Genomic DNA, 18,827 nt, shown 5'->3' with positions numbered 1-18,827 from the left:
GCAGCAGAAGAGGATGGTGGTGGGGGAAGGATTACTCGCCGCGTTGCGCCTCGCCCTTCGGGTCGTTGCCTGCGGCAACGCGTTCTCGCTACGCTCGAATCGAACCTTAATCGACGCTTCTCATCCTTCCCCACATGGGCAGAATACAGGGCAATATGGATTGATTTGGCTAAGGTGCAGCAGAAGAGGATGGTGGTGGGGGAAGGATTCGAACCTTCGAAGTCGATGACGGCAGATTTACAGTCTGCTCCCTTTGGCCGCTCGGGAACCCCACCAGGGGTAAATATTGTGTCAGAACTCACAGCGTGAATGGTGGTGGGGGAAGGATTATTCGTCGCTTCGCTCCTCACCCTTCGGGCCGTTGCCGTTGGCAACGTTCTCTCGCTTTCGCTCGAGCCGAACCTTAATCGAAGGTTCTTACCCTTCCCCGACAAGCGCAAACTTTTGCATTGCTCATCGAGTTAACTACATCTCTGTAGTGAATAATGGTGGTGGGGGAAGGATTCGAACCTTCGAAGTCGATGACGGCAGATTTACAGTCTGCTCCCTTTGGCCGCTCGGGAACCCCACCACGGGGTAAAAATATTGCGTGCATTCGATAACAGGGAAGGATTACTCGGAGCTAAAGCTCCTCACCCTTCGGGCCGTTGCCGTTGGCAACGTTCTCTCGCTATCGCTCGAGTCGAACCTTTGAAGTCGATGACGGCAGATTTGCAGTCAGCTCCCTTATGATCGCTCGGGAACCCCACCACGGGGTAATGCGTTTTACTGGCCTGCTTCCATTTCGGGAAGCGGGGCGCATCATATCAAATGATGCGCCCCTGTAAAGCATTCCGGTGAGAAAAATAAACTGGTTGTCTGATTTTTACCCGCAAAGGCGTAAAGGTAACCAATTCATTTCTCAGTCGATTAAAGAATAATCGTCCGGTTGCCGTACACAAACACGCGCTGGGCAAGCACCTGATACAACGCGCGGCTCAGAACGTTCTTTTCGACGTCGCGCCCGGCGCGCATCATGTCTTCCGCCGTGTAGGTGTGATCCACATGAATGACGTCCTGCATGATGATCGGACCTTCGTCCAGATTGTCATTCACGTAGTGCGCCGTCGCGCCGATGATCTTCACCCCGCGCTCATAAGCCTGGTGGTATGGGCGGGCGCCGATGAACGCCGGCAGGAACGAGTGGTGAATATTAATAATCTGGTTCGGGAAGCGCGCTACAAATTCCGGTGTCAGCACACGCATATATTTCGCCAGCACCACGTAATCCGGTTGGTGCGCGTCAATCGCGTCCGCCATCTTCTGATCGTGCTCTTCGCGGGTTAAGCCTTCGTGACTGACCAGTTCGAAAGGAATTTCAAAACGCTCGACCAGCGAACGCAGCGTTTCGTGATTACCAATTACGGCGGCGATATCCACATCCAGACCGCCATAGTTGGCTTTCATTAACAGATCGCCCAGACAATGCGCCTCTTTGGTGACCAGAATCACCACGCGACGACGCCCGGCAGGATTCAACTCGCGAATGGAGCCTTCCGGTAAGGCGCTGTCCAGATCGGCCAGCAGCGTGGAGTCGTTAAAAATGCCTTCCAGCTCGGTACGCATGAAAAAACGACCGGTGCGGTGGTCTACAAACTCATTGTTCTGCACGATATTCAGTTCATGCTTGTAGCAAATATTCGTAATGCGCGCGATAAGCCCCTTCTGGTCAGGGCAGATGGTACGAAGCACTTTTCGTTGTAAAGAATGCATTGCAGCGGTAATCCTGTTGATGATGTTTGCTGAGTGAATACTGTCGGGCAGTTGACTAGCCGCAGCATTTTTTAAATTTTTTACCTGAGCCACAAGGGCAGGGGTCGTTGCGTCCAAATTGCGGGCGTGTACCATCGATATAGTACCACTGACTGTTTTCTTTTAAAAAACGAGAACGTTCAATGATCGCCCCCGGTTTTCCGTGTTCGCGAAACCGGGCGACAAAACTGACGTAGCCGGTGTTGTCCGCTTCAGACACGGTGTGTTCGAAAACGGTCAGCCCCAGCCATTCGGTTGTGGCAAATCCGGCACTGATCTCATCCCGGAAACGGGCCGCGTGACAGGCCGAATGCCAGGTTCTGATCAAATAATCTGCGTCTTTCATCACAAAAGCGCAGTAGCGCGAACGCATGAGGTGCGATGGATCGGGTGCGACTTGCTCGCCAGACAGATATCGCTGGCAACATAGGCTATACTCGACTGCGCTACCACAGGGACAAAGCTGAGACACAAAAAACTCCCTGATAAAAAAACGGCGTATAAAAAAGCCTGGGTAGCACTATGTTAACTGAGCGTTGGAGATGTTGCTACGCCCGTAAGCCAGGGGAAGTTTGTCGGTCAAATGAGAAAAATGAAAATAGGTCTGGCGCTAGGCTCAGGTGCTGCGCGAGGCTGGTCCCATATTGGTGTCATCAAAGCTCTCAAACACATGGGCATTGATGTTGATATCGTCGCTGGGTGCTCCATCGGTTCGCTGGTTGGTGCCGCCTACGCCTGTAATAAATTGCCCGCGCTTGAAGAGTGGGTCTGCTCGTTCAGCTATTGGGATGTCCTGCGCCTGATGGATCTTTCCTGGCGTCGGGGCGGACTGTTGCGCGGCGAGCGCGTCTTTAATCAATATCGCAACGTCATGCCCGTGGCTGAAATTGAACAGTGCAGCCGTCGGTTTGCGACGGTGGCGACCAATCTCAGTACGGGGCGTGAACTATGGTTTACGGAGGGCGATCTCCATCTTGCCGTTCGCGCCTCCTGCAGTATTCCCGGCCTGATGTCTCCCGTTGCCCACAATGGCTACTGGCTGGTGGATGGCGGCGTTGTTAACCCGGTTCCTGTCTCACTGACCCGCGCGCTAGGTGCGGATATTGTGATTGCCGTCGATCTGCAACACGACGCACATCTGATGCAGCAGGATCTGTTGTCGTTGAACGTCAGCGATGACGGTCCGGAGGGGAGCGATGACGGACTTTCCTGGCATGCGCGCCTGAAAGAACGGCTGGGCAATATCACCGCGCGCCGCGTGGTGACGGCGCCTACCGCGATGGAAATCATGACCACCTCGATTCAGGTGCTGGAAAATCGCCTGAAGCGTAATCGCATGGCGGGCGACCCGCCGGATATCTTAATCCAACCGTTCTGTCCACAAATCTCCACCCTGGATTTTCATCGCGCCAGCTCTGCCATAGAAGCAGGGCGATTAGCGGTAGAGAAAAAGATGGACGAGCTTTTGCCTCTGGTGCGTGCCGGCGTTTGACGCACCATTTTTAACTACACTTAAGCATATTCTGACAGGCGTGTGTGGCAATAGCATGCCACTATTGAGTAAAGCCAGTCAGGGGAGAGAACATGACGCAGCCATTGGTCGGAAAACAGATTCTAATCGTTGAGGACGAGCCGGTTTTCCGCTCGCTTCTGGATTCGTGGTTTTCCTCATTGGGAGCGACAACAGCACTGGCGGGCGATGGCATAGAAGCACTGGAGCGTTTAGCTGATTTCACGCCCGATCTCATGATTTGCGATCTTGCGATGCCAAGAATGAACGGCCTCAGTCTGGTGGAGCATTTGCGTAATCGCGGTGACCAGACGCCGATTCTGGTGATCTCGGCGACAGAAAATATGGCGGATATTGCCAAAGCCTTACGTCTTGGCGTAGATGACGTCCTGCTGAAGCCGGTGAAAGATCTGACCCGACTGCGGGAAACCGTGTTTGCCTGCCTGTACCCGAATATGTTTAATTCCCGGGTTGAAGAAGAAGAGCGTCTGTTTCGCGACTGGGATGCGATGGTGGACAATCCTGCCGCTGCCGCCAAATTGCTTCAGGAACTTCAGCCTCCGGTGCAGCAGATTATTTCGCATTGCCGGGTCAATTACCGACAGCTGGTTTCGGCGGATAAACCTGGACTGGTGCTGGATATCGCACCGCTTTCGGATAACGATCTCGCATTTTATTGTCTGGACGTTACCCGGGCTGGCGACAACGGTGTGCTGGCGGCGTTACTCCTGCGGGCGTTATTTAATGGCCTGTTACAGGATCAACTCGCGCATCAGAATCAGCGTCTGCCGGAACTGGGGGCATTATTGAAACAGGTCAACCATCTGCTTCGCCAGGCCAATTTACCCGGACAGTTTCCGCTATTGGTCGGTTATTATCACAGTGAGCTTAAAAATCTGATTCTGGTTTCTGCCGGACTCAATGCGACATTAAATACCGGATCGCATAATGTGCAGATCAGTAACGGCGTTCCACTGGGAACATTGGGTAATACCTACCTTAACCAAATTAGCCAACGCTGTGACGCCTGGCAGTGCCAAATTTGGGGGGCGGGAGGTCGGTTGCGTCTTATGTTGTCTGCGGAATGAACAATCGGGAGGGCGGATGCAAATTGCCGTATCTGCCTTTCTCTGCGGGTGTTACTATCTGCGCCAGTCTTATACGTATTTATCTTAATTATACGAACACGCATCCTTTTCGGACCTGAGGCTTGTGTCAGTCCTGATATACTCGATGCGATACAGATTGATGAACACGTTCAATACATGAACAGTCCAGGAGAATTTAAATGGCTGCCATTAACACGAAAGTCAAAAAAGCCGTTATCCCGGTAGCGGGATTAGGAACCAGGATGTTACCGGCGACGAAAGCGATCCCGAAAGAGATGTTGCCGCTGGTTGATAAGCCATTAATTCAGTATGTCGTAAACGAGTGTATTGCCGCGGGCATCACCGAAATTGTACTGGTGACACACTCCTCGAAAAATTCGATCGAAAACCACTTTGATACCAGTTTTGAACTGGAAGCGATGCTGGAAAAACGCGTTAAGCGCCAGTTACTCGAAGAAGTACAGTCTATTTGTCCGCCGCACGTCACGATAATGCAGGTTCGTCAGGGTCTGGCAAAAGGCCTGGGCCATGCGGTATTGTGCGCCCATCCGGTTGTCGGTAATGAGCCTGTCGCGGTTATTTTGCCTGACGTTATTCTTGATGAGTTTGAGTCCGATTTATCCCAGGATAATCTGGCTGAAATGATCCGTCGATTTGATGAAACCGGAAATAGCCAGATTATGGTTGAACCGGTCGCGGATGTGACCGCATACGGTGTGGTTGACTGTAAAGGCGTACCGCTGGCACCGGGTGAAAGCGTGCCAATGGTGGGCGTTGTTGAGAAACCAAAAGCCGATGTCGCCCCGTCAAACCTGGCGATTGTTGGCCGCTACGTGCTGAGCGCGGATATCTGGCCTCTGCTGGCGAAAACCCCTCCAGGCGCGGGTGACGAAATTCAGTTGACTGACGCGATTGACATGCTGATCGAAAAAGAGACGGTTGAAGCCTATCATATGAAAGGGAAGAGCCACGACTGCGGCAATAAATTAGGTTATATGCAGGCGTTTGTGGAATATGGCATTCGACATAATTCGCTTGGTAGCGAATTTAAGGCCTGGCTCGAAGAAGAGATGGGTATTAAAAAGTAACCAGACGTTATAATTAACGAACTGAGACGGCGCTGACATCCAGCGCCGTTTTTTTATACCAACGCTTTATGAAAAATCGGCAGATTGCAGGCATAAAAAATCCCGCAGAACGCGGGATTTTAAGCAGGGTAGTTACAGATTATTCCTTGATCAGGAAATCGTCCAGTTGTTTACCTTGCTCTTCCATTGCTTTCTTGATCACTGCCGGAGTACGACCCTGACCAGTCCAGGTTTTAGTTTCACCGTTTTCGTCAACGTAGCTATATTTAGCCGGACGCGCTGCACGTTTAGCTTTGGTGCCGGATTTAACCGCCGCCATGCTATTCAGCAGTTCATTCGGATCAATACCGTCAGCAATCAGCATTTCACGATATTGTTGCAGTTTACGAGTACGCTCTTCAACTTCAGCGGCTGCCGCGCTTTCTTCTTCACGACGTTCGTTAACAACAACTTCTAATTTTTCCAGCATTTCTTCCAGCGTCTCAAGGGTACATTCTCTTGCCTGCGCACGAAGAGTACGGATGTTGTTCAGAATTTTAAGTGCTTCGCTCATTGTAGTAATCTCAAACTTATATTGGGGTGGTTTGTTGAGCTAATAATAGAGCGTTAAATTCAGATGTGCAATAGCCAGGAATGTAAGGAATTCAAAATTGCCCTTTATTTTTTGCCTGCTATAAATATCCGAACTTAAATTTTTCTTGAAGGAACGCACAAAAAAGGGCTTATTGGCTGAGCGGTTACTCCTTTTTTCAGTCGAGAACATCCGGATTCAGGTCACATTTTCACATGATGAAATAGACGTTCATTGTAGTGATTTCAACCTTTTGTATTAGTTTTGTTGATGGGCACTGTCTATTACTTCGCAACAGTTATGTAGAACAGTAACAATAAGTTCAGGGTTTCCATTAGGTCGGCGTTGATAAGCAGCGTTGATGAATATCAAACGCACATTACGACAAGAATGGGATCTGTCGCGCGTTGTTTGTTCAATTGTTAATTCGTATTTTCCGTACATTCGGCCCTACAGATTTTTCTCGCGCCGGGAGGGTGAGGCGAAAGATATAGCCAACAGGAGCAGAACCAGGCACCGATAACGATTGAAATTATGCTACACTGCGCCCCGTCTTTATTTCACTTTGGTGAGGGTCTGTGGCCGATGGCACAGCTATATTTCTACTATTCAGCAATGAATGCAGGTAAGTCGACTGCCTTACTGCAATCTTCATACAATTACCAGGAACGCGGGATGCGTACTGTCGTATATACCGCGGAAATAGACGATCGTTATGGCGCGGGGAAAGTGAGTTCGCGTATCGGGTTGTCTTCCCCCGCCAAATTGTTTAACCAGAATTCATCGTTGTATGAAGAGATTGCAGCCGATAATGCGCAACAACCTATTCATTGCGTGCTGGTGGATGAATGTCAGTTTTTAACCCGGCAGCAGGTTTATGAATTATCGGAAGTTGTTGATCAACTGGATATTCCGGTGTTGTGCTACGGATTACGTACCGATTTTCGCGGTGAGCTGTTTGTGGGCAGCCAATACCTGTTGGCGTGGTCAGATAAGCTGGTGGAATTAAAAACGATCTGCTTCTGCGGGCGTAAAGCAAGTATGGTGTTGCGTCTTGATCAGGCTGGCAGACCCTATAATGAAGGCGAGCAGGTGGTTATTGGCGGCAACGAGCGGTATGTCTCGGTCTGCCGTAAGCATTATAAGGAAGCGCTGGAGGAGGGCTCTCTGACAGCGATACAGGAACGCCATAGCCACGACTAGTCTCTCTCCTGATAAACGGTTAGCGACGCGCTGAACCGTTTACAGAGCCGCAGAGACGGATTTCGAAGACAAAAAAAGCGGCCTCATCAGAGGCCGCTTTTACGTGGTAACGGTTTAGCGAGAATTACGCAGATTTCTTCGCTTTTTTCTCTGCTTTCGGTGCAGCGGCAACGTCTTTCGCCGCCGGGGTCCCTTCAGAGAACTCACGACCGTAGAAGGTATCCAGCAGGATCTGTTTCAGTTCGGAGATCAGTGGGTAGCGCGGGTTAGCGCCGGTGCACTGGTCATCGAATGCATCTTCAGACAGCTTGTCTACGTGAGCCAGGAAGTCAGCTTCCTGAACGCCTGCTTCACGGATTGACTTCGGAATACCCAGTTCAGCTTTCAGGCTTTCCAGCCATACCAGCAGTTTCTCGATCTTCGCAGCAGTACGGTCGCCCGGTGCGCTCAGACCCAGATGGTCTGCGATTTCAGCATAACGACGGCGTGCCTGCGGACGGTCATACTGGCTGAAAGCAGTCTGCTTGGTCGGGTTGTCGTTCGCGTTGTAGCGAATAACGTTGCTGATCAACAGGGCGTTCGCCAGACCGTGCGGAATGTGGAACTGCGAGCCCAGTTTGTGCGCCATGGAGTGACACACGCCGAGGAAGGCGTTCGCAAACGCGATACCGGCGATAGTGGCTGCACTGTGAACACGTTCACGGGCGACCGGGTTTTTAGACCCTTCGTTGTAAGACGCCGGCAGGTTTTCTTTCAGCAGTTTCAGCGCTTGCAGTGCCTGACCGTCAGAGAACTCAGAAGCCAGTACGGAAACGTAAGCTTCCAGGGCGTGAGTGACGGCATCCAGACCACCGAAGGCACACAGGGACTTCGGCATGTCCATGACCAGGTTAGCATCGACAATCGCCATATCCGGGGTCAGGGCATAGTCAGCCAGCGGGTATTTCTGACCGGTCGCATCGTCGGTAACAACCGCAAACGGAGTCACTTCAGAACCGGTACCAGATGTGGTGGTGACCGCAACCATTTTCGCTTTGACACCCATTTTCGGGAACTTGTAGATACGTTTACGGATATCCATAAAGCGCAGCGCCAGTTCTTCGAAGTGAGTTTCCGGATGTTCGTACATCACCCACATGATTTTCGCGGCGTCCATCGGGGAACCGCCACCCAGCGCGATGATCACGTCAGGTTTGAAGGAATTTGCCAGCTCTGCACCCTTACGGACAACAGAGAGGGTCGGGTCCGCTTCCACTTCAAAGAACACTTCAGTTTCAACGCCAGCCGCTTTCAGCACAGAGGTGATCTGGTCTGCATAACCGTTGTTGAACAGGAAGCGGTCAGTCACGATGAGCGCACGTTTGTGGCCATCAGTAATCACTTCATCCAGCGCGATTGGCAGTGAGCCACGGCGGAAGTAGATAGATTTCGGAAGTTTGTGCCACAACATGTTTTCAGCTCGCTTAGCAACGGTTTTCTTGTTGATCAGGTGTTTCGGACCAACGTTTTCAGAGATGGAGTTACCACCCCAGGAACCACAACCCAGAGTCAGGGAAGGTGCGAGTTTGAAGTTATACAGGTCACCGATACCACCCTGAGATGCCGGGGTGTTGATCAGGATACGTGCGGTTTTCATCATCTGACCGAAGTAAGCCACGCGCTCCGGCTGGTTGTCCTGGTCGGTGTACAGGCAAGAGGTATGACCGATACCGCCCATCGCCACCAGTTTCTCCGCTTTAATGACCGCGTCTTCAAAATCTTTCGCACGGTACATCGCCAACGTCGGGGACAGTTTTTCGTGAGCGAACGGTTCGCTCTCATCAACCACTTTCACTTCACCGATCAGAATCTTAGTGGTTTCTGGCACCGTGAAGCCTGCCAGTTCAGCGATTTTGTACGCAGGCTGACCCACGATAGCGGCGTTCAGCGCGCCATTTTTCAGGATCACGTCCTGAACGGCTTTCAGCTCTTTACCCTGCAGCATGTAGCCGCCGTGGCTGGCGAAACGTTCGCGAACGGCATCGTAAACGGAATCAACCACAACAACAGACTGTTCAGAAGCACAGATAACGCCGTTGTCGAAGGTTTTTGACATCAGTACAGAGGCGACAGCACGTTTGATATCAGCGGTTTCATCGATAACCACCGGGGTGTTACCTGCGCCCACGCCGATTGCGGGTTTACCGGAGCTGTATGCAGCTTTAACCATGCCCGGACCACCGGTCGCCAGAATCAGGTTGATATCCGGGTGGTGCATCAGCGCGTTAGACAGTTCAACGGATGGTTGATCGATCCAGCCAATCAGGTCTTTCGGTGCACCGGCAGCGATAGCAGCCTGCAGCACAATATCAGCCGCTTTGTTGGTTGCATCTTTTGCACGAGGGTGCGGAGAGAAGATGATCGCGTTACGGGTTTTCAGGCTAATCAGAGACTTAAAGATTGCCGTAGAGGTTGGGTTAGTGGTTGGTACGATACCGCAGATGATACCGATTGGTTCAGCAATGGTGATGGTCCCGAAGGTGTCGTCTTCAGACAGCACGCCGCAGGTTTTTTCATCTTTGTAAGCGTTATAGATGTACTCAGAAGCAAAGTGGTTTTTAATCACTTTATCTTCGACGATACCCATGCCGGATTCGGCAACGGCCATCTTCGCGAGAGGAATTCGAGCATCTGCGGCAGCCAGAGCGGCGGCGCGGAAGATTTTATCAACTTGTTCTTGAGTGAAACTGGCATATTCACGCTGGGCTTTTTTGACGCGCTCGACGAGTGCGTTAAGTTCAGCGACATTAGTAACAGCCATAATGCTCTCCTGATAATGTTAAACTTTTTTAGTAAATCATCTGCTCGATACGTGAGTATAGACAGCGGGCGTTAGTTTGTATAACAGCCAGAAAATCAATTGGTTACTTAACGTTCAGTTGGCTCTGATTTACTAAAAGAGCTTATGCGTCAGCGTCATCTAACTCTAACGCGTTACTTCCAGGTGGCGTAAGCAAGGTTACTCACTTCTGAGTAGCGATTACGTGATCTGGATCAAGATTTAGCAAAGCTGACACCTTTCAGCAGGCCGTTTTAGCCCTAAACGCTAAGTGTTGTTTAATTGTAGTGGTGAATGGGTCTTAAATTATCATAATTAAAACATATTAATAACACTCAGGAATGGTAGCAATTTTACGTTTGCCCTGGTGAAATGTGCTGTGAAAAGGCGTATCTTCAGCACGGTTTTTACCCGGTTATTTTAACTTACTTTATACGGCTAACGCTTCGGAGCTAACCGTGATCCAATCGCTGTTTGATTTTCCTGTTTATTTCAAATTTTTCATCGGGTTGTTCGCGTTAGTGAACCCGGTTGGGATTATTCCTGTCTTCATCAGTATGACCAGCTACCAGACAGCGGCGGCGCGCAACAAAACGAACCTCACTGCCAACCTGTCCGTAGCGATCATTCTGTGGACCTCGTTATTCCTCGGCGACGGCATTCTGCAACTGTTCGGTATCTCGATTGATTCGTTTCGTATCGCCGGCGGGATCCTTGTGGTCACCATTGCGATGTCGATGATTAGCGGCAAACTGGGTGAGGATAAGCAGAACAAGCAGGAAAAATCAGAAACGGCGATCCGCGAAAGCGTGGGCGTGGTTCCTCTGGCGCTGCCGCTGATGGCAGGCCCCGGTGCGATCAGTTCAACCATTGTGTGGGGAACGCGTTATCACAGTGTGATGTACCTGCTTGGCTTCTTTGTGGCGATTGCGATTTTTGCCCTGTGCTGTTGGGGACTTTTCCGCATGGCACCGTGGCTGGTGCGTGTTCTGGGCCAGACGGGCATTAACGTGATTACCCGAATTATGGGCCTACTCCTAATGGCGCTGGGCATTGAGTTTATTGTCACAGGTATTAAGACCATATTTCCTGGGCTATTAAGCTAATTCGCTTTCAGATGAAATAACCTACGGAGCTGTTCGCGGCTCCGTCTGTCTTTATCTTCCCGTCTCGTCACCTTTTTTACTTTCAGTTCTGTCCATCGGGAATCATTGATGCCTCTGCCTGTATTAAGCCCCTTGATTTAATTGTGCTTTTAATCCCGTAACGAGCCTTTGCTTTGTTATTTTGCTCACATCACAATCCTGGGCTTGCTGAAGGATAATTGAGATGATATTAGTTAATTCAATGAACTTGCAGAGGAATGTGCTAAAAAATAACCAATTGTTAAATTTTCGTACATTTTTTCGCCTTTTGCAGCGCTCAACGGTCTCAGGCTGATGAGTTGTCAATAATTGCATGATTAATAAGCAATTATCGTTGTTTTGTCTGTTTCGGAACGTTCCGCCGGAACGCTATTTTTTCTCCAAAAGAGAATTGCTTAACAAATCTGTAAATTGTATTGGCGGTTAATTAATGCTTTTGTTACTTTCCGACAGTTCATATTGCAGCGGATTGCTCGTTGATGAGAATAAATATCAACAAAGCGGTTTGGCCACTATTCATGCGCCCCTGGCAGGGGAGGCGTATAACGAATCGACGTAAGGTGATCAAACGAATCGCCAGAATAATTAAAGTCGGTGATAGCAGGCAGTAAACGACCTGACAGCTGAAAGTCTCCGGAGCTGCTCAGAGATCCCTAAGGGGATTAACAGGCTGGTGATAAAACCAGTAATTATAATGAGGGAGTACAAACACAATGACCAACACGAAGAAAAGTTTAGTGGCGGCAGGAATTTTAACTGCGCTCATCGCCGGAAATGTGGCGACGGCTGCCGTCGTCCCCGCAGGTGTTCAACTGGCGGAAAAACAGACGCTGGTGCGAAATAATGGTTCGGAAGTTCAGTCCCTCGATCCGCATAAAATCGAAGGGGTGCCGGAATCCAATATCAGCCGCGATCTGTTTGAAGGGTTAATCATCAGTGACGTCGACGGTAAACCGTCTCCTGGCGTGGCTGAGAAATGGGAAAATAAAGATTTTAAAGTCTGGACATTCCATCTGCGCAAAGACGCAAAATGGTCCGATGGCTCACCGGTGACGGCCCACGATTTTGTTTACAGCTGGCAGCGTCTGGCGAATCCGAATACCGCATCCCCGTATGCCAGTTATCTGCAGTATGGTCATATCGTCAATATTGATGACATCGTTGCCGGCAAGAAACCGCCAACCGATCTTGGCGTTAAAGCCATCGATGATAATACCTTTGAAGTGACCCTCAGCGAGCCTGTTCCATATTTCTACAAACTGTTGGTGCACTCATCCGTTTCCCCGGTTCCTAAAGCTGCCGTTGAAAAGTACGGTGAGAAGTGGACTCAGCCAGCCAATATCATCACCAACGGTGCGTATAAGCTGAAAGACTGGGTCGTTAACGAGCATATCGTGCTCGAACGCAATCCTAATTACTGGGACAACGCCAAAACGGTCATTAATCAGGTGACGTACCTGCCGATCGCGTCAGAAGTGACAGACGTTAACCGCTACCGCAGCGGTGAAATCGACATGACCTATAACAACATGCCGATTGAACTGTTCCAGAAGCTGAAAAAAGAGATCCCGAACGAAGTTCACGTTGACCCGTATCTGTGCACCTACTATTACGAAATCAATAACCAGAAAGCACCGTTTACGGATGTTCGCGTGCGTACCGCGCTTAAGCTGGCGCTGGACCGCGATATTATCGTTAATAAAGTGAAAAACCAGGGCGATCTGCCGGCATACAGCTTCACGCCTCCGTATACTGACGGCGCAAAACTGGCTGAACCAGAATGGTTTGGCTGGACGCAGGAAAAACGTAACGAAGAAGCGAAAAAATTACTGGCCGAAGCCGGATATACCGCTGATAAACCGTTGACCTTCAACCTGCTGTATAACACCTCCGATCTGCACAAAAAACTGGCTATCGCCGCGGCGTCCATCTGGAAGAAAAACTTAGGTGTGAACGTCAAGCTGGAAAACCAGGAGTGGAAAACCTTCCTCGATACGCGTCATCAGGGCAACTATGATGTCTCCCGTGCGGCCTGGTGTGCGGATTACAACGAACCGACCTCCTTCCTGAACATGGTGTTGTCTGATAGCTCAAATAACACGACGCATTATAAGAGCCCGGCGTTTGACAAGATCCTCGCCGATGCGCTGAAAGCAACGAATGAAGAGCAGCGCACTGAGCTTTACGGTAAAGCCGAGCAGCAGCTTGATAAAGATTCTGCGATCGTGCCGGTGTTCTACTACGTCAACGCCCGTCTGGTGAAACCGTGGGTGGGTGGTTATACCGGTAAAGACCCGATGGATAATATCCACGTCAAAGACTTGTATATTATCAAGCATTAATGGCAAAGGGTGGGGCAGCAGACGTTGCCCCACAGTGTCTTTTTTCGTCGACTCTCAACACCTCTCATTAGCGGTTCTGCGTGAAGGGGTGTAAAGGCACTCGCCAGAAGGTACGGGCAATGTTGAAATTTATTCTACGCCGCTGTCTGGAAGCAATTCCGACGCTGTTTATTCTTATTACCATTTCGTTCTTTATGATGCGTCTAGCGCCGGGAAGTCCCTTCACCGGTGAACGCGCGCTGCCGGCAGAAGTTCTGGCAAACATTGAAGCGAAATACCATCTTAACGACCCCATCATGACCCAGTATTTCAGCTATCTGAAGCAGCTGGCGCACGGTGATTTCGGTCCTTCTTTTAAATACAAAGATTATACGGTTAACGATCTGGTCGCTTCGAGTTTTCCGGTATCGGCAAAACTGGGCCTTGCCGCCTTTTTTCTGGCCGTGATCCTCGGGGTGAGCGCTGGCGTGATTGCCGCGTTGAAGCAAAACACGCGATGGGACTATGCGGTCATGGGGGTGGCCATGACCGGGGTGGTGATACCGAGCTTTGTGGTTGCGCCTCTGCTGGTCATGATATTCGCGATCACCCTCAAATGGCTGCCGGGCGGCGGCTGGAATGGCGGGGCGTTGAAATTTATGATCCTGCCGATGGTGGCGTTATCACTGGCCTATATTGCCAGTATTGCGCGTATCACCCGTGGCTCGATGATTGAAGTGCTGCACTCAAACTTCATCCGCACCGCGCGAGCCAAAGGGCTGCCGATGCGCCGTATCATTTTCCGCCATGCGTTGAAACCGGCGTTACTCCCGGTGCTCTCTTATATGGGGCCGGCATTTGTCGGGATTATCACAGGTTCAATGGTTATTGAGACAATCTATGGTTTGCCGGGGATCGGTCAGCTGTTTGTTAACGGCGCGTTGAACCGCGATTACTCGCTGGTGCTCAGCCTGACGATCCTCGTGGGGACATTGACTATTGTCTTTAATGCGATTGTTGACGTGCTCTATGCCGTCATCGACCCGAAAATTCGTTACTGATACTGGAGCTCGCGATGATGCTAGGTAAGAAAAACAGCGAAGCGCTGGAGAATTTCAGTGAGAAGCTGGAGGTCGAGGGGCGCAGCCTGTGGCAGGATGCGCGCCGTCGTTTTATGCATAACCGCGCGGCGGTTGCCAGTCTGATTGTGCTGGTGATGATTGCGCTGTTCGTGACGCTGGCACCGATGCTGTCGCAGTTCACCTACTTTGATACCGACTGGGGAATGATGTCCAGCGCGCCGGATACCGAGTCTGGCCACTATTTTGGTACCGACTCCTCCGGGCGCGACCTGCTGGTGCGCGTGGCGATTGGCGGGCGGATTTCACTGATGGTCGGCATCGCTGCCGCACTGGTGGCGGTGGTAGTGGGGACGCTGTACGGCTCGCTTTCAGGCTATCTGGGCGGCAAAATCGACTCTGTGATGATGCGCCTGCTGGAAATCCTCAACTCCTTCCCGTTTATGTTCTTCGTTATTCTGCTGGTCACCTTCTTCGGACAAAACATTCTGCTGATTTTTGTGGCGATCGGGATGGTCTCCTGGCTGGATATGGCGCGTATTGTGCGTGGGCAGACCCTGAGTCTGAAGCGGAAAGAATTTATTGAAGCCGCGCAGGTAGGCGGCGTGTCGACTGGCAACATTGTACTGCGTCATATTGTACCTAACGTGCTGGGCGTGGTAGTGGTGTACGCCTCCTTGCTGGTGCCAAGCATGATCCTGTTCGAATCCTTCCTCAGCTTCCTGGGGCTGGGGACGCAGGAGCCGCTGAGCAGTTGGGGCGCGTTGCTGAGCGATGGCGCCAACTCGATGGAAGTGTCGCCGTGGCTACTGCTGTTCCCGGCTGCTTTTCTGGTGGTGACGTTGTTCTGTTTTAACTTTATTGGCGATGGCCTGCGTGATGCCCTCGACCCGAAAGACCGTTAAGGAGTGCAGCCATGAGCGTAATTGAAACTGCAGGCGTGCCGTTCGCGCAGCAAAGGGCTAACGCACTGCTGGACGTAAAAGATCTTCGGGTGACGTTCAGTACCCCGGACGGTGATGTCACCGCGGTGAATGATTTAAACTTTACGCTGCGCGCCGGAGAAACCCTCGGCATCGTTGGTGAGTCTGGTTCAGGTAAATCACAGACCGCGTTTGCGTTGATGGGGCTGCTGGCCGCGAATGGCCGGATTGGCGGTTCGGCGACGTTCAGTGGCCGCGAGATCCTCAATCTGCCGGAGCGCGAACTGAATAAGCTGCGCGCCGAACAGATCTCGATGATTTTCCAGGACCCAATGACCTCGCTGAATCCCTACATGCGTGTCGGGGAGCAACTGATGGAAGTGCTGATGCTGCATAAAAGCATGAGCAAAGCGGAGGCGTTTGAAGAGTCGGTCAGAATGCTGGACGCGGTCAAGATGCCGGAAGCGCGTAAGCGGATGAAGATGTTCCCGCATGAGTTTTCCGGCGGTATGCGTCAGCGCGTGATGATCGCAATGGCGCTGCTGTGCAGGCCGAAGTTGCTGATTGCCGACGAACCGACGACCGCGCTGGACGTCACCGTTCAGGCGCAAATCATGACGCTTCTCAATGAACTGAAGCGTGAATTCAACACCGCCATTATCATGATTACCCACGATCTCGGGGTCGTGGCCGGGATTTGCGACAAAGTGCTGGTGATGTATGCCGGGCGGACTATGGAATACGGTAATGCCCGCGATGTCTTTTATCAGCCCGTTCATCCATATTCGATTGGTCTGCTGAATGCGGTGCCGCGTCTGGATGGCGAAGGTGACGAGATGCTGACTATTCCGGGGAACCCGCCTAACTTACTGCGTCTGCCGAAAGGCTGTCCGTTTCAGCCGCGCTGTCCGCATGCGATGGAGATTTGTAGCACCACTCCGCCGCTGGAAGAGTTCAGTCCAGGACGCCTGCGCGCCTGCTTTAAACCGGTGGAGGATCTGGCATGAACGCTGTAGATGAAAAACGTAAAGTCCTCCTGGAAATCGCCGATCTGAAAGTGCATTTCGACATTAAAGATGGCAAGCAATGGTTCTGGCAGCCCTCGAAAACGCTGAAGGCGGTCGATGGCGTCACGTTGCGACTGTATGAAGGGGAGACGCTGGGTGTCGTTGGCGAATCCGGCTGCGGGAAATCAACCTTTGCCCGGGCCATTATCGGGTTGGTAAAAGCAACCGATGGTCGGGTGGCATGGTTGGGTAAAGACCTGCTGGGGATGAAACCTGATGAATGGCGCGACGTGCGCAGTGATATTCAGATGATTTTCCAGGATCCGCTGGCGTCGCTGAATCCTCGCATGACCATTGGTGAAATCATCGCTGAACCGCTGCGGACCTATCATCCGAAACTGCCGCGTCAGGAAGTGCGCGATCGGGTGAAGGCGATGATGATGAAGGTAGGCTTGCTGCCAAACCTGATTAACCGCTATCCGCATGAGTTTTCGGGCGGCCAGTGCCAGCGTATCGGGATTGCCCGGGCGTTGATTCTGGAGCCTAAGCTGATCATCTGCGATGAGCCGGTCTCCGCACTGGACGTGTCAATTCAGGCGCAGGTCGTTAACCTCTTGCAGCAGCTTCAGCGGGAAATGGGCCTGTCGCTGATCTTCATCGCCCATGACCTGGCGGTTGTCAAACACATCTCTGACCGCGTGCTGGTGATGTATCTGGGCCATGCCGTAGAACTGGGGACCTATGATGAGGTCTATCACAATCCACTGCATCCCTACACCAAAGCGCTGATGTCGGCGGTACCGATTCCCGATCCCGATCTGGAAAAGAACAAGACGATTCAGCTACTGGAAGGGGAGTTACCGTCACCGATTAACCCGCCGTCAGGCTGCGTATTCCGTACCCGCTGCCCAATAGCCGGACCGGAGTGTGCGAAAACGCGTCCGGTACTGGAAGGCAGTTTCCGGCATGCGGTTTCCTGCCTTAAAGTAGACCCGCTATAATCGCAAGGGCTGACAAACTGTCAGCCCTTCTTTTCGCAGAGGTTATCGTGTCGTTTACCTTGTCATCGCTTCGCAGGCAGATTTATCACCGTTTGTTCGACCTGAATACCCGTTCTGGCCGACAGGGTGAGATATTTTGTGCATTGTTTGCGTTGCTGAGCGTTCTGGTTATTTTTATTGAATCAGGCATTGGCACGCAATATCACCTGACGTATGACGAATGGCATATTTTTGTCTGGCTTGAAGTGATCATCACGCTGGTCTTTACGCTGGAATATTTTCTGCGTTTAGTGAGCTGGCCGAATCCGGCGAAATATGTCTTCAGCTTCTGGGGATTAATTGATTTAGCCACTATCCTGCCTTTGTATGTTATGTGGCTGTGGCCGGAAATCAGCCTCGATTACGTTTTTGCCTGGCGGGCCATGCGAGCCATTCGTATCCTGCGGATCCTGAAGCTGTTGCGTTTTATGCCTTCGTTAGGGGTATTCTGGCGGGCGATTTTGAGTGCCAGGCATCAGCTGATTCTGTTTTATTCGTTTATTGGCATTTTGATGATTATCTTCGGCACGCTGATGTATCTCATCGAAGGGCCGGAATATGGATTCACCACGCTGAATGCGTCGGTTTACTGGGCGATTGTGACCGTCACGACGGTCGGGTATGGTGATATTACGCCCCATACGCCGTTGGGGCGGATCGTGGCGTCAGTCCTGATTTTGATTGGTTATTCAGTGATTGCCATTCCTACCGGGTTGATTACCACCCACATGAGCATGGCGTTTCAAAAGCGGAATCAACAGCGCCAATGCCCGCAGTGCCAGCAGAGCCTGCATGAGCATAGCGCGAAATTCTGTAACCACTGCGGCAGTAAATTGCCGGACTAAATAAAAAGAGCCGCGCTGGCGGCTCTTCTTTTCGTCATTACTCGCGCCAGAGAATATGGCAGAGCTTGTGATCTTTTTCGCGACACAGCAGCACGCGGGCAAAAATATCGTTGATCTCACCGTCTTCGCTGTCCGCCAGACCAATCACCACTTCGGCAAAGAAGTCCGGGTTCAGGTCATAATCCACGTGATCCTGCCAGTCTTCCGACGGGTCAAATAACTCTGCGCCGCCGCGCTCCTCAAACTGCAGGTTGAACAGAATAATGTCCGCCGGGTCGAGGTTATCGGCCGCCAGTTCGAGAAAAATATCGTAAGCCTGCTCAAGCGTTTCGTCTTCAGTCAGGCGATTGTTCAGATCCATATCCATAATGACTACC

At 51.4% G+C, this 18,827-nt stretch carries 16 protein-coding genes, 2 tRNA genes and 3 other RNA genes; 11 read left to right on the top strand and 10 right to left on the bottom strand.

Annotated features, from left to right (window positions below):
- Window positions 1-14: 14 nt before the first annotated feature.
- The 7 genes from AL479_RS22280 to AL479_RS22250 all read right to left on the bottom strand — a co-directional run bounded on the left by AL479_RS22280 (window position 15) and on the right by AL479_RS22250 (window position 2,263).
- A non-coding RNA gene (locus AL479_RS22280) (RtT sRNA) lies at window positions 15-145 on the bottom strand.
- Between the two features lie 45 nt (window positions 146-190).
- Window positions 191-275: transfer RNA gene (locus tag AL479_RS22275), tRNA-Tyr, on the bottom strand.
- Window positions 276-310: 35 nt separating this feature from the next.
- A non-coding RNA gene (locus AL479_RS22270) (RtT sRNA) lies at window positions 311-442 on the bottom strand.
- Between the two features lie 44 nt (window positions 443-486).
- Window positions 487-571: transfer RNA gene (locus AL479_RS22265), tRNA-Tyr, on the bottom strand.
- A 24-nt stretch (window positions 572-595) separates the two neighbouring features.
- Window positions 596-738: non-coding RNA, RtT sRNA (locus AL479_RS22260), on the bottom strand.
- Between the two features lie 171 nt (window positions 739-909).
- The gene (gene purU, locus AL479_RS22255; RefSeq protein ID WP_061077699.1) at window positions 910-1,752 is read right to left on the bottom strand and encodes a formyltetrahydrofolate deformylase; all 843 of its coding nucleotides are present in this window, start codon (window positions 1,750-1,752) and stop codon (window positions 910-912) included.
- A gap of 55 nt (window positions 1,753-1,807) precedes the next feature.
- Window positions 1,808-2,263, bottom strand: coding sequence for a YchJ family protein (locus AL479_RS22250; RefSeq protein WP_061077698.1), 456 nt, complete (start codon window positions 2,261-2,263; stop codon window positions 1,808-1,810).
- A gap of 111 nt (window positions 2,264-2,374) precedes the next feature.
- Between AL479_RS22250 and rssA the strand changes: the two genes are divergently transcribed.
- The 3 genes from rssA to galU all read left to right on the top strand — a co-directional run bounded on the left by rssA (window position 2,375) and on the right by galU (window position 5,498).
- On the top strand, window positions 2,375-3,283 hold the full coding sequence (rssA, locus tag AL479_RS22245) for a patatin-like phospholipase RssA (RefSeq protein ID WP_061077697.1): 909 nt from the start codon (window positions 2,375-2,377) through the stop codon (window positions 3,281-3,283).
- 92 nt (window positions 3,284-3,375) lie between these two features.
- Window positions 3,376-4,389 (top strand): two-component system response regulator RssB, encoded by a 1,014-nt coding sequence (gene rssB / locus AL479_RS22240; RefSeq protein WP_061077696.1) that lies wholly within the window; start codon window positions 3,376-3,378, stop codon window positions 4,387-4,389.
- 200 nt (window positions 4,390-4,589) lie between these two features.
- Window positions 4,590-5,498 carry a UTP--glucose-1-phosphate uridylyltransferase GalU gene (gene galU / locus AL479_RS22235; protein ID WP_043000503.1) on the top strand — a complete coding sequence of 303 codons (909 nt, stop codon included), beginning with the start codon at window positions 4,590-4,592 and terminating at the stop codon, window positions 5,496-5,498.
- A gap of 139 nt (window positions 5,499-5,637) precedes the next feature.
- On the opposite strand, the gene hns is transcribed toward galU, so the two are convergent.
- Entirely contained in the window at window positions 5,638-6,051 is a 414-nt protein-coding gene (hns, locus tag AL479_RS22230; protein ID WP_042318627.1) for a histone-like nucleoid-structuring protein H-NS, read from the bottom strand.
- Between the two features lie 603 nt (window positions 6,052-6,654).
- Between hns and tdk the strand changes: the two genes are divergently transcribed.
- Window positions 6,655-7,272: a thymidine kinase gene (gene tdk, locus AL479_RS22225; protein WP_061078048.1), complete on the top strand. Its 618-nt coding sequence runs from the start codon at window positions 6,655-6,657 to the stop codon at window positions 7,270-7,272.
- Window positions 7,273-7,396: 124 nt separating this feature from the next.
- Here the strand turns inward: tdk and adhE are convergent, their stop codons facing one another.
- A complete protein-coding gene (adhE, locus tag AL479_RS22220) occupies window positions 7,397-10,072 on the bottom strand; it encodes a bifunctional acetaldehyde-CoA/alcohol dehydrogenase (protein WP_061077695.1) in 2,676 nt (891 codons plus the stop codon).
- A 476-nt stretch (window positions 10,073-10,548) separates the two neighbouring features.
- Here adhE and AL479_RS22215 point away from each other — a divergent pair, with 476 nt between their 5' ends.
- From AL479_RS22215 to AL479_RS22180, 7 genes are all read left to right on the top strand, one after another.
- Window positions 10,549-11,196: a YchE family NAAT transporter gene (locus tag AL479_RS22215; RefSeq protein WP_061077694.1), complete on the top strand. Its 648-nt coding sequence runs from the start codon at window positions 10,549-10,551 to the stop codon at window positions 11,194-11,196.
- 752 nt (window positions 11,197-11,948) lie between these two features.
- Window positions 11,949-13,577 carry an oligopeptide ABC transporter substrate-binding protein OppA gene (gene oppA / locus AL479_RS22205; RefSeq protein WP_043000506.1) on the top strand — a complete coding sequence of 543 codons (1,629 nt, stop codon included), beginning with the start codon at window positions 11,949-11,951 and terminating at the stop codon, window positions 13,575-13,577.
- Window positions 13,578-13,696: 119 nt separating this feature from the next.
- Window positions 13,697-14,617: an oligopeptide ABC transporter permease OppB gene (oppB, locus tag AL479_RS22200; protein WP_043000507.1), complete on the top strand. Its 921-nt coding sequence runs from the start codon at window positions 13,697-13,699 to the stop codon at window positions 14,615-14,617.
- A gap of 14 nt (window positions 14,618-14,631) precedes the next feature.
- Window positions 14,632-15,540 carry an oligopeptide ABC transporter permease OppC gene (gene oppC, locus AL479_RS22195; protein WP_061077693.1) on the top strand — a complete coding sequence of 303 codons (909 nt, stop codon included), beginning with the start codon at window positions 14,632-14,634 and terminating at the stop codon, window positions 15,538-15,540.
- A gap of 11 nt (window positions 15,541-15,551) precedes the next feature.
- Window positions 15,552-16,565: a murein tripeptide/oligopeptide ABC transporter ATP-binding protein OppD gene (gene oppD / locus AL479_RS22190; protein WP_061077692.1), complete on the top strand. Its 1,014-nt coding sequence runs from the start codon at window positions 15,552-15,554 to the stop codon at window positions 16,563-16,565.
- Window positions 16,562-17,566 carry a murein tripeptide/oligopeptide ABC transporter ATP-binding protein OppF gene (oppF, locus tag AL479_RS22185; protein WP_061077691.1) on the top strand — a complete coding sequence of 335 codons (1,005 nt, stop codon included), beginning with the start codon at window positions 16,562-16,564 and terminating at the stop codon, window positions 17,564-17,566. The genes oppD and oppF overlap by 4 nt, the downstream gene beginning before the upstream one ends.
- 47 nt (window positions 17,567-17,613) lie before the next feature.
- Window positions 17,614-18,450 carry an ion transporter gene (locus AL479_RS22180; protein ID WP_061077690.1) on the top strand — a complete coding sequence of 279 codons (837 nt, stop codon included), beginning with the start codon at window positions 17,614-17,616 and terminating at the stop codon, window positions 18,448-18,450.
- Window positions 18,451-18,487: 37 nt separating this feature from the next.
- Here AL479_RS22180 and AL479_RS22175 read toward each other — a convergent pair whose 3' ends face one another.
- Window positions 18,488-18,817, bottom strand: a complete 330-nt coding sequence (locus AL479_RS22175; RefSeq protein ID WP_061077689.1) for an HI1450 family dsDNA-mimic protein — start codon at window positions 18,815-18,817, stop codon at window positions 18,488-18,490.
- Window positions 18,818-18,827: the final 10 nt, after the last annotated feature.

The sequence above is a fragment of the Citrobacter amalonaticus genome (assembly GCF_001559075.2).
GTDB classification, from domain to species: Bacteria; Pseudomonadota; Gammaproteobacteria; order Enterobacterales; family Enterobacteriaceae; genus Citrobacter_A; species Citrobacter_A amalonaticus_F.
This window is presented reverse-complemented; position numbering and strand designations above follow the sequence as displayed.